The sequence below is a fragment of the Clostridium beijerinckii genome (assembly GCF_008705175.1).
GTDB lineage: Bacteria > Bacillota > Clostridia > Clostridiales > Clostridiaceae > Clostridium > Clostridium beijerinckii.
In genome coordinates this window covers 3,525,320-3,540,627 of sequence record NZ_CP043998.1, presented here as the reverse complement: position 1 = coordinate 3,540,627, position 15,308 = coordinate 3,525,320, and the positions used below count along the sequence as shown (strand labels likewise).

The following is a 15,308-nucleotide window of genomic DNA, read 5'->3' as shown; positions in this document are numbered from 1 at the left end:
TATATTTTAACAATTTTTGATAAAATATAATTTAGTAAGGGGTTGAAATAAGCTGCAAATTATTATTAACTTTAAAATTTTACTATAAGAGGGAGATGGTATACTGATGATAAAGAATTTATCAATAAAAACAAAATTGTTAATTGGCTTTATGAGTATGGTTATACTAATTGGAATAACTGGTTTCTTCGGAAAGTTTGGTCTATTAAATACTGAGAGTAGTATGGAACAAATATATTCTGATAATTTAAAAAGTATTGATGAAATACATTCGGTTAAAGAGAATTTTTTAATTGAAATTAAAATTGTTAATGATCTAGTTCTAGAACAGGATAATTCCAAGGTACAAACAGCGCTACAACAACTTGATCAAATCAAAACTAAAAATTCAGCTGTAGTTGAAGCTTTTGGTAATAGTAGTATGTCGACTGATGAGAAGAAAGAGTTTGATGATCTTAATTCTATTTTAGGAGATAAGTTTGCAACTGAAAAAGACAATCTTTTTGAGTTACTCAAAAATGGGAATTATTCAGAAGCAAAAATTAAATTATCTGAAATTAACCAAACCACAGAAATTATATCAAAACATCTTGATAACTTGGTTGAAATAAACCAAAAACAAGCAGATGAAGCTTATAGCAGTGCAAAAGAAAACTATCTCATAACAACTCATATAATGCATGCAATTCTAATAGTAGGGATTATTTTGGCGCTTATTATAGGGACAGGATTATCAATATATATATCTATGATAATTAAAAAAGTTTTATTATTTGCAGAAGCTTTAGGAAACGGAGATTTAACATATTCAATAGAAAGTAAAAATAAAGATGAATTAGGATTATTAATTAGAGCATTAAATAATGCAAAAGAAAAAATTAAATCAGTGATTGAAAATATTGTGATTCAGGCTCAGGGTGTAACAGCATCTAGTGAAGAATTATCCGCTACATTAGAAGAATTATCAAGCAATTTTGAAAGCATAGATAAGAACACATCTGGAATAGTAGAAAATATACAAGGAATAAATTCAATTACAGAAGAGTTAGCTTCAACAATGGAAGAAGTTAATTCTGGAATAACTCAGCTGGCTTCGAATTCAACTGAAAGTAGTCATCAGTCTATCGAAATTAAAGAAAGAGCTACTGAAGTAAAGGAAACTGGAATTAACTCTATGAAAGCTACAGATGAATTGTATGAAGAAAAGCAAAATAATATACTTAATGCAATAGAGCAAGGAAAAGTAGTTAGTGAAATAGGTATAATTGCACAATCAATAGCATCAATAGCAGAACAGACAAATCTGCTTGCCTTGAATGCAAATATAGAAGCTGCAAGAGCTGGAGAACAAGGAAAGGGATTTGCGGTAGTTGCAAATGAAGTAAGGATACTTGCTGAGCAATCAGCAGATTATGTTAAGAATATTCAAAATGTAGTTTCAAATGTCCAGGCTGCCTTTAATAATCTATCAGGTAATTCAAAGGAGGTACTACATTTTGTTAATGAGAATGTTAAAAAAGATTATGATTTATTGATTGAGACAGGGAATAAATACGAAAATGATGCTGCATATATTAGTGATTTATCACAAAATATTGCATCAATGTCACAGGAGTTAAATGCATCTACAGAAGAGATTTCTGAAGTTGTACAAACTATTGCTGAAAATATGAAAGATACTAAAAACAGTTCGGAGGAAATTAAAGTAGGTATAGATGAAACTAATAAAGCAATAGAACAGGTTGCTAGAGTAGCTCAAGATCAAGCAGAAACAGCAGAAAAATTAACTGAATTAGTTTTAAATTTTAAAATATAAATAGGTTTAACAATCCAAGTGAATCTTAGACATAACTAAGATCATTTGGATTGTTTTGTTAAATAGAAAATTTTTAATCATCAAAATTATTGATATGCTGCATTTAAAATTTCAATTTTACAAATGGATTAACCCCTCTTATAATAAGATAATCAACACCAAGGAGGGGAAAAATGAATAAAAAACTAAATACTATTTCTATAAGTGGACTGATGATAGGTCCAATTTTAGGTTCAGGTATTGTACTTTTACCACCTATTGCGATTCATATGATTGGAGACAAAGCGATTATTGCTTGGATAATAACTATGCTTATGGGTATTATATTTGCTTACATATTTACAAAAATGAGCATATTAACTTTGAGTAATGAAGGGGTGAATGTGGTAATTGGTGAGAAGCTTGGACAAAATTTTAGGGAATTATCTTCGAATTATTTAACAGCAGCTGTCTGCTTTGGACCTGTAGCTGTTTTATATACGGCTTCTGGATTTATTTGTAACATGTTTCAGGGAGCAAATAATTATAGGACTCTTGTAATTTTTATATTATTATTTCTTAATATAGCTGTGCTATTAATGGGAATAACTGCAATGGGAAAGGTTACTTTAGTACTCTCTTCACTTACTGGACTTATTCTTATTATAGGCAGTGTTTTTAATCTTTTAAAGCAAGATAATGTAACTTTTCCAAGTGGTATGCCACCAATTACAACTCTTGGATCTACGCTTTTGCTATTATTTTGGGCAATTATAGGGTGGGAAGTAATTGGAAGTTATGTTGAAGAGGTCATGAATCCAGAGAAAACGCTTATGCGTGCTATGAAAATAAGTTTATCAGCTGTTATTTTTATATATTTATTGACTACTTTTGCTTTGCAGAACAGTTTAGGAAATCAAATTATTACAAAAGAAACAGACATTAATGTGAGTTTGATTCTTATTCCTTTATTCGGTAACTTATCTTATATTGTTATGGGAATTGTAGCGGCTGGATTGTGTTATGCCACATTGATCATGATATTAGGTGCTGTTACAAGACAAATGGCTGCAAGAGCAGAAAATGGCATGCTTCCTGCTTTTTTAAGAAAGAAAGAATCAGAGAGATCGCCTAAAAGAGCTTTATTAGTATTAACTATATTTCATTGCATACTTATTGTCCTTATTCACTACAATTATATTACTGTAGAATGGACAGTAGGAATTGCAAATACATTTTTTATATGTAATGCACTTCTTGGACTTATTGCTAGTCTCAAATGTATAGATGGTATCATTATAAAAGTATCAATAATATTGCTTATTATAATATTAGTTATATTACTAGCATTTTCATCACCAATAGGATGGACTCTATTAGTTGTAGTGAGCCTAATGAGCATGTATAAGAGCATACCACAGTTTCAGCAGAAACTAAAAAATTAAATTTTTAAAAGAAAGCTAAATTAGCTGTTTATCATATAGCTAACCGAAATAAGGATCATGCTGTTGTTCCAGTTCCTAATGAAACATTTCATATTATGACCCTTGTGGTTACAAAAGCATAATTCTTATTTCTAGTTTGGATATATTTCATAGTATAAATATATATTGTAATTGTATCTATATGTACATTATTTTGATATTTCAAATTTGATTTATGGTATCAAAATGTATAAATATAATTATTTTGAAAAAAATAATTATTAAAGTATGGGGATTAGATTCTTCTTATTAGATGAACATATTTACAAAGTTGCTAAGACTTTAAGTTCGTATCTTCACTAGAAATCATAAATATATTTGTAACTACAAGGGTCGTAACAGTGCATCTTTGATTTGGTAAGAATTGTTTACTAAGCGAACGAATATGAGTCGAGTTTTCGCTAGCGTTTGTTTCATTTTAGTATACTCCAATTCTTAGTTTGATAAGCTAAAATGGAACAAAACATTTATGATTTTGGTAAGTTACCACATAAATTTAATTTTAGAGCTAGATACCTATATAGATAAACAACTTAAGAATTTGATTTGCACTTTGCAATAAATACCATACTAGAAAGTAGAAACATTTTTATGTAGCAGGCATTGAAAATGAGCTGTTAAAAGTTTTTAATTGTAGGTTGTTCAACTAATGCTTGTCACAATGAAATTGGGAGCAAGCATTAGTGGTGCAACCTTCAATTTAGCACTTTCAGCGAAATTTTCATAGTCCTGTGAAATAACAATGTTTTTACTTTCGGTGGATTATTTCATAAGTCTAAGTTATATATTGTTTATCTATATAAAGAATCATGAACCACAGTAAAAATATTTTTAAGAAAGCAAAAGATACAAATGAAAGGATGTTTTATTATGAAGATTTATGGAAGTAATGTGTGTCCATCTACATTAAAGGCTATAGAGGAACTAAAAGAAAAAAATATTAACTTTGATTATAGAGATTTTTGCGAAGATATAAAAGCTTTGAAGGAATTTGTTGCAATTCGTGATGAAAATTCACTATTTGATGATGTTAAAGATGAAAAGAGAATAGGGATACCATGTTTTGTTTTGGATAATGGAGTTATAACACTTGATAAAAATTATGCAATAGAAGAATCTATGAAAAATAGATAGGGGAGTTTACATAGTAGAGGATTTTTAGATTGTATGCTAGTCAAATGGATAAAAAACAGGATTTCATTATTAATAAATAGGCTATGTTTTAAGATAATGTTGAAATATAGCCTTGAAAATTATAGGTGGATTGTCCACCTATAATGCTCAATATTGTATATGTACTACATTACAAATATTTTCTTTGGTGAATAATATAAGAAGAACACAAACCATAACTTGAATAATAGAGTTATATCACAACGGCCTAAATATAACGTCTCACTTTATTCATATATTTTATATACTCTTCTCCGAATTTCTTAATACACCATCTTTCTTCTGAAAGAATAATCCAGTGTGCGGATACTTGAAAACAGATTAATAACGCAAGTAATATCAAGGAATGTGTTAGCAATGCACACCCTAAAAAATAAATAAAATATGCAATGTACATAGGATTGCGGGATACTGGGTATAATCCGTTTAAATTTATTCCATTCATTTTAGGCTTAGCATAATTTACTATAGATACGGCATATAAAATAATTCCTAAACTATATACTCCTAAACCTATGTAAAACCAATCAGAGTCAGTTTTGATTTTGAGTAATAGTGGGTATAGTAAAATAAGTACGGTTGTAATTTGATAAACCCAGAATGCTACTTTTTCTCTTCCGATTAATGGAGCAAAGAAACCCGCACGTTTAAGTGATTCTTTGTCTATTATACTTAAAATCCCATACCTAATAAGTATTAGTGGTATTACTGTCAAAAATGCATTCATTTTACCCCACCTTTTAGTTTTTTGCTCTATATCATTTCTATTTTAGTTAGTTCGCCTTTTCTAACCATTGTTCATTAGATTATAGTCCTGTATAATACTTATTATAACATAACTTACAAAATCTCACACATGAATTAGTTCTCTATTTTTTAAATCTTTTACTTTGGTATATGAATATGCTACATTGCTTTGAACTATAAAGTTTTTATGAATTAATTTTGTGGGATTTTAGTGAGCATAATATAATGATGATTCATACTATATTATTATATTAATTGTAATTAGGGATACATATGAAGAAGTGTAAATGTAAGAAAGATAGAAAATGTAGAGGTAGTAAGAAAACAAATAAACAAAGGAAATCGCAATGCAATCCCAATCCATTTGCAGATGCAGTTATTCCACCATGTGCGGAATATTTAGAAAATGAAAATATATTGGTATTAGATGGAGAGTTGATTTATAGAAATGCTAATAAAATATATACATTTATTACTACAAGTGCTTCAAATAATGGTACTACAGGCAGTTTAGGTGAAGCTCTTGAAACTAATGTTGAGATTAGCATTACAACATTTATAATTGGTCTATTTATTAATCAAGTTCAAATGGGTGTCATTAAGTATGACAAAACTAAACCAATTCACCCAGATGAAAAGATTGATTTACTAATACATGAATGTCTTCAAAATATATGTGAAGAAAATAATGAAGAAAATCAATCTGATGCAGAAATGAATGAAAAATCCAAGGAATCCCAAAAGGATGAAATGGGTGAGAAGTCAGATAAAAGCGAAGGAGATAACGAGTCTCAATCAAAAAATGCAGCAGAATTTAATTATATGTTAACATTCGTTATATCTAATGGCAATGCTATTGCGACTTTTGTAAACTATCAAATAAATATAACAGAACTTAATTATACTATATTATTGGCATTAAATAGGTTAGAAGGCGATCCAGGATTATATTTTCCAAATAATAATTATGCAACACCTATACCGGTAAATCTTTATTTAGCAGGATTAAATATAAAATTTCCAATAGATAAAAATTGTTTCTAATAGAACTGTGTATCGTGAATTATATATTTCTAAATGTTAAAGCATAATCACTGCTGTCAGCATTAGGTATTCAAATATCAGTTTTAATGTCAATTATCTTGAGCATGCCACTAGGTTTATTTAGTTAGTTTTTGCTAATAATCATATAATCGCCGCAAGTAAGTTGAACTACTTCTGCCCTTAAAGCCTTTGAAATATCATCAGTTAACTGCTTTTGCTCCTCTTGAGTTTGGGCAACTAAAATTAAGGGGTTTCCATTTTGTGCCCTATCTTTAGATAGGGTTATATATGCTATTATTTCATAACCAGTATTATAAAAATCTGTACCCATGGTATTCCTGCCTTTCTATTTATTAAGATTAGATTTCATTAAACTAGAACTCTTTTTTATACTCTCTAAAAGAGGGGTTTTCTTTATTGTTTCTATAAAAGAGCCTTCATTATAAATTATTGGAACTAGCATAACAGCGACTCTTCCTGTTTCGTAGTCACATTTAGTATAGTGATATCTTTTTAGTCCTAACATTCTGCACGCTTCAAATATTATGGCCTGCCTTTGACCGTGGTGATCAATTATTCTGTTGAAGTGCCTTTCATTTGGATAAATTATAGCTGCCATGCCACCATCTTTAACTAAATTCCTTGCCCTATCTGTACCTAAATGATTTGTAACAAATATATCATCCACATAGAGTTCGGAATTTTTTACAGTTATTTTGGCTAGCTTTACTTGAGCAATATCCCCGATAGATTTACCTTTTGAAAAATTTTTGAGTATATAAAAAATTATTCCTCCAGCTAAAATACCGCTTAATATATTTATTAGAATGATGTTATGAGGCACAAGGTGCATGGTTAAGCTAGTTAAAAAAGAAACTAACAATGATAAATAATTTCTCGCTTCAAAAGTTTTGGCAATGCCATCAATGTAAGCTTCTCCTCTAAAAACATGTTCCACATTATCAAGATCTTGAAGACTTTCTTTCTCTATTTTTCGTACTTCTCTAAACTGCTCAGTAGCAAGAACTAGGAATGTTATTGCTTCAAAGTTCCTTTCGAGAATGGCTGGAATTGCAATAGCGCCTATTCCAGAAGATATGAATCCAGCTACTAAATGAATTAAATATCCATTTGGATAGCTGGGATACTGCCTGTAATCAACTACTAGGGTAATATATCTAGCAACAGTACCACATAGTATTGGTATTAAGATTAAAAATATATAATACTGAGAAAGGATTTCTTTTTCCATATGAGCCTCCGAATATTTAGTAGTTAGAATATAAATAACCAATTTTATATATTAATTTTCTGCATTATATATAAAAAATATACAATTATCTTGAAATTTGAGACCTATATAGATAAACAGTATATAACTTGAACTTATGCATACAACTCGCCGAAATAGGAATTATGCTGTTGCTCCAGTTTCTAAGGAAATTATGATGGGTGATTCTAAGGCTATAAAGTTGCGCCCAAAGTGCTAGTCTCAAAGAACAAGCGCTCACAGAGAAAGTTCGAAGAACGAAATATAAAATTTCGATTCTCACTTTTTGAACTAGCACATTTGGAACAACTTATAGCCAAAGAATCACATCCATCAAAATTACCAATGAAACATTCCACAAAAGTATATCACTCATTTCTGGTTGGAAGATATTTTATAAACTATACTTAGGCTTATTCAATCATCCACCAAAAGAAGAGATATTTTTATTTCACAGGACTATGAAAATTTCACTGAAAGAACTAAATTGCAGGTTTTACCGCTAATGCTTGCTCCAAATTTCATTGTGACAAGAATTGGGAATAACCTACAATTAAGGGCTTTTAACAGCTCATTTTCAATGCCTGTTTCATAAAAATGTTTCTGCTTTCTAGTATGGTATTTATTGCAAAGTTTAAATGAAATTCTTAAATTGTTTATCTATATAAGTTTCAAATTTATTTGGTAACTTACCGAAGAAATCATAAATACTTTGTTCCAAAAAGCTATGAAAATATCCCTGAAGATTCTAATTGGTATGGAAATATTTCTATATTAGGATAAAAAATATGATCGTAAACATCTGTTAAAAGGTTAATATTTTAAGAATAAGCTAATAGGAGATTATGAACTAAAATGAAATATAATTCTTAAACAAGGAAAAGTATGTAATACAAGCTATAGGTGCTACTTTTACTAGTATTTTTATAGGTTATAAATTATCATACTGGTTAATATATTACTGCCAAGCAAAATTTATATTAATTAAGGGAGGTAGATGCATATGTCATCAAATAATAGTGGAAGAAATAGAACATTAGTACCAGAAGCAAAACAAGGATTAAACAGATTAAAAACTGAGGTTGCTTCAGAAGTTGGATTAAGCAATTATGAAAGCATGGATAAAGGAAACCTTTCTTCAAGACAAAATGGATATGTTGGCGGATATATGGTAAAACATATGATCGAAGATTACGAACAAGGTCTTAAGTAATAAGCATAAGACTAAGAGCATGAAAATAGCTGTTTAAGATATAAAGCGAAATTTTATATCTTAAACAACAAGACCTAAAAGATTGAATTAACAAATCTTTTAGGTCTATTTTTTTAATATAATATACTTGCCTTTATTTAAATTAATACAGAATTTAAATTGAATATACATTAGAGCAAGTCTTGCAAAATTTTTTGCAACACTTTTTCATAGCCCATTTATCCTTTGTTAATCAAAATCATTTGTTATACTAACAATATATTAGGCAGTATTAAAAGTTGTTACATAATATTTAGGTAAAGCTTAAGAAAATTCATTGTAATTTAAAATTTTAATTGATAATTCTAATCTAAATAAATTATTACTGTCTTCCAAAGAAATATCAAGTAAACTTTGAATCTTATTAAAACGATAAAATAATGTGCTTCTATGTATATTTAATTTATTTGATGTATGATTGGCATTTCTATTACATTGTAAGTAAGTTTTTAGGGTTATAAATAATTCAGTTTTATTCTTCTCATCGTATTTAATAAGCTTTTTTATTAGAGGGTTAACTAAGGTTGTTATATCAATTCTAGGTAAATCATTATTTTCTTTTGAACTTGCAGATATATGAATAAGATAATATTCAATGTAATCTTCAAAATAACTTATATTACTATGGATTTTCATATATGATGATAGCTTTAAAGCGCATATTGATTGCTTAAAGTAATCTTTTATATCCAATAAATTATTAAAATTAATACTAGCTCCACATCTTAAATTATTTAGTTTTAAAAATTCTAATAGATTCTCTTTTATGTATTCACTGATAATTTGTTCATTATCACTGCTAATAAGAAAAATAATTGTATCCTTATAATAAGTTGAGATACAATTTCCAAGTATACCTTTAAGTCTTTGAATTAATTCTCTTAATCCAAAGTTATGTCTATAATCCTCATATTTCTGTTTGAAGGGGATTGAAAGGATTAGATTGTATTTACTTAAAGTAAAGCTACTATATTTTAAGCGTTCACTGGCATATTCCAAATTATCTATGTCATTTACCAATAAATCCATCAAATAATATTCCTCATCTAAACCTGAATTACTTATAAATAGATTTTCTTTTTGTATTTGAATAGAAAGTAAATTGGATAATATATTTGTAAGTTCTAAATCTTCATCTTCAAAATCACGATTACGTTGAAGAACACTTATATATCCTATTGAAATTCCATTAACTTTAATAGAGCAAAATATTAAATTTTCATCGGAATAATGAAAAAATGAATTATTTGTTTTATAAATAGTATCCATGCATTTATTTTCTTTCATTAAACTAATAATACCTGATAATAAATAATCTTCACCATTATGGGTTTCAATACTTGAATTTTCACACTTAGCTAGATTAGAACGAGTGATGAGTCGATAGCTTGTATCTAAAATAAAAATAGGATTTCCTAAAAAGTTCTCAGCTATGCTAAGAATATCATCAATATTATTTTGAACAAATAAACTATCATAAAGTTCATATCTTTTCTTATATAAATCGTATTCCTTTTTCATTAAATTCTCCTTATTTCGTTTAAATTGAAAAAATGTCTAAACATTATAAACTTAAGGGCATTATTTTAAGACTTATTTTTGATGAATGACATTTTCTATAATGCTAAAATTATGGTAAATCGTTTGTTTTTGCAATTTCTAAATTTATGTAGTAACTTACCGAAATCATAAATATTTTGTTCCGAAAAGCTATGAAAATATCGCTGAAGCTTCTAAGCAGCAGGTTGTATCCACTTTAGCATGCTCCAACTTTCAGTTTGACAAGCTAAAATGGAACAAAAGTATGTTATTCATTTCGGCGAGTCATATGCATAAGTTCAGGTCTTAATTAGGTATCTATATTAGATTATAATTAGAAACTGCAAAAGTATAAACTGATTTTAACAAAATATTGAGCTATTAAAGGAGAAGTATTAATGAGTTTTACAGTATTAGGTATTACAGCAGGAAGAAAAGATTCAAATTCAGAAATCTTATTAAAGGAAGCATTACTTGCATGTCAAGAACAAGGTGCAGATGTTAAGATGATTAATTTAAGAGATTATAATATTATGGAATGTTCAGGGTGTACAGCTTGTACACATGGGATGAGTAATGGAAAAAATGTTGGATGTACGTTAAGTAAAAAAGATGATAAGGAAGAAATTATGAAAGTGATGTTAAATGTAGATGCTATAATTGCAACAGCACCAACATATGACTTAATGCCAACAGCAACATTTTCAAAATTCATGCATAGAAATCTAGCATATGAATCAGCATTCCTAGAATTTATTGGTGCAATTGAACATAAGGATAGAGTTGCAGGTTTAATCGCAGTTGGAGGATCTACTCGTTCTTGGCAGTCAATGGCACTTGAGAGCATGCAGGCTACATGTTTTACAAATGATTTTAAAGTAGTTGATATGTATTTAGCAACAAGGGTTCCGGCACCAAAACAGTGCTTATTATACGATGATATGATAGAACGTGCTCATAAAATGGGTGAAAATATAATGAAATCATTAAATACTCCAGTAGAAGAAAGAACTTGGCTTGGAGAAGAAGGTATGGGATGGTGCCCACATTGCCATTCAAATGCATTAATTCTTGGAGAAGTGCAATGGGACGGGCTACATTATCCAGTTGAATGTCAAGTTTGTGGCGCTGGTGGAAACTTAGAGAAGACAGAAGAAGGAAAATGGAAATTTGTTATCCAAGAAGATGGATTAATTCGTGATCGTACATCTGTTGAAGGCAGAGGACATCATGTAAAGGAAATTATGCATACACAGGGTGGTTTCTATACAGACGAGAATTTGACAGTTGTTAAAGAAAAATTTGCAAAATATAAGGAATTAAAATTTCCTACAATTGAAATCAATAAATAATTAATGCCGTATTACTAGAGGTATGTAGTTAAAAAAGGTTATAGAATTGGAAAATGAATGATGTCATTTAATGGCGTTATTCATTTTTTTATTTCGTAGAAAGCTGCATTAAAGTTAAGTACGAGTATAGTGTGGTCTGCTTACATGAATTATAAATAATGCAGATTAAGAAAAAATAAAAGAGAAAATGCATTCACATCTTGAAAAAATCATATTAAGTTTTAAGTAGAAATTTATCATATAAATTTTCCTGAACAGGATATTGAATATTATTCATTCTATTCTTTTCATAAATTACTTAAATTATTATACACAGTATTTCGTAAGTTATTCGACAGTTTTTATTAATGTGTCTTATATCCAACAAGCTTTTATAATATTGATGATTGAAATGAGAAATCCATCAAAATATAATATACACATGTCGACAAAACAATGACTATTAACGGAGGATGAATTTATGAGAAAAATATTAAAGCATCGTTTTAGTATATTGCTTATATGGATTATAGCCACAATAGTATTCGTAATTAATCAACCAAATTTTAATGCGGTACTAAGTCAGAAGGGTGGAGCTACTATAAGTGAAAACTCACCATCTGTAGTTGCTCAAGAAATGATAAATAAAATGGGTGATTCTAAAGGAGATTCATTGTTATTAGTATTTAATAGCGATAAGGAACTCTCAGATGATGATCTGAATGATATTGAACAAGGTATAGATAAATTAAATGAAAATAAAGAAAAATTGAAAATAAATGATATTATAGATCCATTCAGTAAGCCTGAAGCAAAAGATCAAATGATATCAAAAGATAATACAACTGTACTTGTATCAATTTCCTTTGATAAAGGTGAAAGAGATAGTAATGCTGTAATACAAGATTTTAATAATGAAATCAAAGATGTTAAGGTAAATCATTATATCACAGGTTCGCTTGCCATAAATAATGATTATCAAAATGAAGTAGCAAAGAGTGTTGATAAAAGTGCTTTAATAACTATAGGGTTTATATTAGTTGTACTAGTGCTTATGTTCCGTTCAGTTGTTACACCTTTAGTAACGCTTCTAGCAGTAGGGGTATCATATGTATCATCAATGGGTATTATAGGTGTGCTAGTTAATAAATTTAATTTTCCTATTACAAGTTTCACTCAAATGTTCATATGTTTAGTACTTTTTGGAATTGGAACAGATTATCATATACTCTTACTTAATAGATTTAAAGAAGAGTTATCTAATGGATTAACTATAGATGAAGCTATTATAAACAGTTATAAAACTTCAGGTAAGACAATATTATATAGCGGCTTAACAGTTTTAATGGCTTTTGCAAGTTTAACTTTTGTACAATTTTCTATATATAGATCAGCTAATGCTGTTGCTATAGGCATAGCTATTCTTTTAGTAGAAATGTTTACTTTTACTCCTATAGCTATGAAATTATTAGGTAGTAAGTTATTTTGGCCTTCTAAACAAGCAAGTGGTCATAAAGAAAGTGGTTTATGGGGAAGAATAACTTCAATGTCAGTTAAGCATCCAGTAGTTTCATTGTTAGTTGTTGCAGCAATACTTACTCCTGTAATAGCACTTAATGCAAATAAATTATCTTTTGATAATATTAAGGATTTAAGTGATTCAAATGAATCTGTAAAAGGCTTTAATATTATTACAGACAAGTTCAGTGCAGGAAAGGTTATGCAGACTACTGTTGTTTTAGAAAGCGATGAACCTTTGGACAATAATGAAGATTTAGCAGTTATAGATAATATTACTGAAAAGCTTAAAGGAGTAAAGGGAATAAAAGAAGTATCAGGACCAACTCAGCCTATGGGAACTATAATAGATAATTTTTATACAAATAAGCAGACAGATACTGTAGTGAATGGATTATCTAGTGCAAATGATGGGATTGGAAAGGTTAAGGATGGATTAAACAAGATGGATAACAGTCTATCAGCTCCAGATTTTTCATCAGTTAAAAATCTATCTGAAGGTACTGGTAATCTTGAAGGTGGAATGGATGCAATAACTAATGGATTAGTAAAAATCAATGATGGAATTGCACAAGGAGCAAATGGTGCAGATAACCTAGCATCAGGTATAGGGCAGCTTAAATCAGGCTTAGCTCAAATAAATGGTGGACTTAATAATATTTCAAGCAAAATCACAGAAATAAACAATGGATATAATACACTTGGAGAAGGATATAAGTCCCTAGAGACATCTATAAGTCAATTAAAGCAGATGTCATCAATGATGCAAGGAAGTATCGCAAAAGTTGATGAAAAATTACCAAATGATCCAGATGTAGCAGCACTTAAAGAGATGATTAACAAATTAGGTTCTTCACTAGATAGCATTACTTCAGCAATGAATACTGCTAATAATAACTACGATAAACTTACTTCAGGCTTGAATCAGGTCAATGATGGTTTAAAAACAGTTATTGCTAGTACAAGTTCAGATTCAGAGTTTGCAAAAGGTATTAATGAACTTGAGAATGGTGCCAAAGCACTTTCTAATGGATTAAAGCAAGGTAGTGCTGGACAAGAACAAGTTATTTCAAGTATGTCGCAACTAAAAAATGGTGCTGATAAAATTAAAACAGGACAAGATTCCTTATACAATGGATTAAATAATCTTAGTGGAGGAATGACAAAACTAAAGGATGGATTAAACGGAAGCAGTAATGGATTGTCTAGTATATCAAATGGAATTGATAAGAGTAACGATTTTTTAAATCAGCTTACTAATACAAAAAGTTTTTATATACCAGATGAAGCTTTTAGTAATTCAGATATAAGTAAAATGTTTGATGCATATATGTCTAAAGATAGAAAAATAGCGAAGTTAACTATAACTTTAGATTCAGAGCCATATTCTGATTCTTCAATTAATCTTATAGATAATATAAGTACTGTAGTTCAAAATAACCTCAGTGGTACAAAGCTTTCTAATGTAAAATATGGAGTTGCAGGGGCAACAGCTAATTCTAATGATTTAAGTAATGTTGCAACACATGATATAACTTTTACTCAAATAATAGTATTAGGAGCTATATTTATATTACTAGTTATTGTAATAAGGTCATTTTGGATTCCAGTTTATATAGTAGGTTCACTTGGAGTGGCTTATTATGCAGCTTTATCATCAACAGCGTTTATATCAAAAATGTTATTTAGCAGTGCAGCAGAAGGGTTGTCTTGGAATGTTCCTTTCTTCTCATTTATAATGATAGCTGCACTTGGTGTTGATTATAGTATATTCTTGATGATGCGTTTTAAGGAATATCCAAATATTTCTGCAAAAGAAGCTATAGTTTTAGCATCAAGAAAAATAGGTGGAGTAGTAATGTCAGCAGCTATTATTTTAGCTGGAACTTTCGCTACTTTATATCCTTCGAATATTGTTATATTAATGGAACTTGCAATAGCTGTTGTTATAGGATTATTCCTATTAGCTTTTGTTTTACTTCCAATAGCAATACCAGCGCTTATGTCACTATCAGAAGATATTTCAAAAAAATCGAATACTAAAATGAAAGAAATTGCACAAGCAATGAAAAATAATAATTATATAGAAGAAATATAGATTTAATCAAAATAAAGGTGCCGAAAAAATTGTGGCACCTTTATTTTTTGCATTACA

Annotated in this window: 11 protein-coding genes; 7 read left to right on the top strand and 4 right to left on the bottom strand. The window is 29.1% G+C overall.

What is annotated here, in order from left to right; translation table 11 throughout:
• The first annotated feature begins 106 nt into the window (after nt 1-106).
• The 3 genes from F3K33_RS15815 to F3K33_RS15805 all read left to right on the top strand — a co-directional run bounded on the left by F3K33_RS15815 (nt 107) and on the right by F3K33_RS15805 (nt 4,413).
• On the top strand, nt 107-1,816 hold the full coding sequence (locus F3K33_RS15815; RefSeq protein WP_039773389.1) for a methyl-accepting chemotaxis protein: 1,710 nt from the start codon (nt 107-109) through the stop codon (nt 1,814-1,816).
• Nucleotides 1,817-1,989: 173 nt separating this feature from the next.
• A complete protein-coding gene (locus tag F3K33_RS15810) occupies nt 1,990-3,240 on the top strand; it encodes an APC family permease (protein WP_039773388.1) in 1,251 nt (416 codons plus the stop codon).
• A gap of 909 nt (nt 3,241-4,149) precedes the next feature.
• On the top strand, nt 4,150-4,413 hold the full coding sequence (locus tag F3K33_RS15805) for a glutaredoxin (protein ID WP_051144895.1): 264 nt from the start codon (nt 4,150-4,152) through the stop codon (nt 4,411-4,413).
• 247 nt (nt 4,414-4,660) lie between these two features.
• Here the strand turns inward: F3K33_RS15805 and F3K33_RS15800 are convergent, their stop codons facing one another.
• Complete coding sequence (locus F3K33_RS15800) at nt 4,661-5,179, bottom strand: methyltransferase family protein (protein WP_039773387.1); 519 nt, start codon at nt 5,177-5,179, stop codon at nt 4,661-4,663.
• A gap of 293 nt (nt 5,180-5,472) precedes the next feature.
• Here F3K33_RS15800 and F3K33_RS15795 point away from each other — a divergent pair, with 293 nt between their 5' ends.
• On the top strand, nt 5,473-6,243 hold the full coding sequence (locus F3K33_RS15795; protein ID WP_039773386.1) for a hypothetical protein: 771 nt from the start codon (nt 5,473-5,475) through the stop codon (nt 6,241-6,243).
• Nucleotides 6,244-6,367: 124 nt separating this feature from the next.
• Here the strand turns inward: F3K33_RS15795 and F3K33_RS15790 are convergent, their stop codons facing one another.
• Both F3K33_RS15790 and F3K33_RS15785 read right to left on the bottom strand, forming a co-directional pair.
• Nucleotides 6,368-6,574 (bottom strand): capping complex subunit for YIEGIA, encoded by a 207-nt coding sequence (locus F3K33_RS15790; protein WP_012059301.1) that lies wholly within the window; start codon nt 6,572-6,574, stop codon nt 6,368-6,370.
• 15 nt (nt 6,575-6,589) lie between these two features.
• Nucleotides 6,590-7,495 carry a YIEGIA family protein gene (locus F3K33_RS15785; RefSeq protein WP_039773385.1) on the bottom strand — a complete coding sequence of 302 codons (906 nt, stop codon included), beginning with the start codon at nt 7,493-7,495 and terminating at the stop codon, nt 6,590-6,592.
• A gap of 1,021 nt (nt 7,496-8,516) precedes the next feature.
• On the opposite strand from F3K33_RS15785, the gene F3K33_RS15780 reads away from it, so the two are divergent.
• Nucleotides 8,517-8,726, top strand: a complete 210-nt coding sequence (locus F3K33_RS15780) for an alpha/beta-type small acid-soluble spore protein (RefSeq protein ID WP_023974968.1) — start codon at nt 8,517-8,519, stop codon at nt 8,724-8,726.
• A gap of 303 nt (nt 8,727-9,029) precedes the next feature.
• Here F3K33_RS15780 and F3K33_RS15775 read toward each other — a convergent pair whose 3' ends face one another.
• Nucleotides 9,030-10,286 carry a PucR family transcriptional regulator gene (locus F3K33_RS15775; protein WP_039773384.1) on the bottom strand — a complete coding sequence of 419 codons (1,257 nt, stop codon included), beginning with the start codon at nt 10,284-10,286 and terminating at the stop codon, nt 9,030-9,032.
• A 416-nt stretch (nt 10,287-10,702) separates the two neighbouring features.
• On the opposite strand from F3K33_RS15775, the gene F3K33_RS15770 reads away from it, so the two are divergent.
• Complete coding sequence (locus F3K33_RS15770; RefSeq protein WP_039773383.1) at nt 10,703-11,656, top strand: flavodoxin family protein; 954 nt, start codon at nt 10,703-10,705, stop codon at nt 11,654-11,656.
• Between the two features lie 460 nt (nt 11,657-12,116).
• Nucleotides 12,117-15,251 carry an MMPL family transporter gene (locus tag F3K33_RS15765; RefSeq protein ID WP_039773382.1) on the top strand — a complete coding sequence of 1,045 codons (3,135 nt, stop codon included), beginning with the start codon at nt 12,117-12,119 and terminating at the stop codon, nt 15,249-15,251.
• Nucleotides 15,252-15,308: the final 57 nt, after the last annotated feature.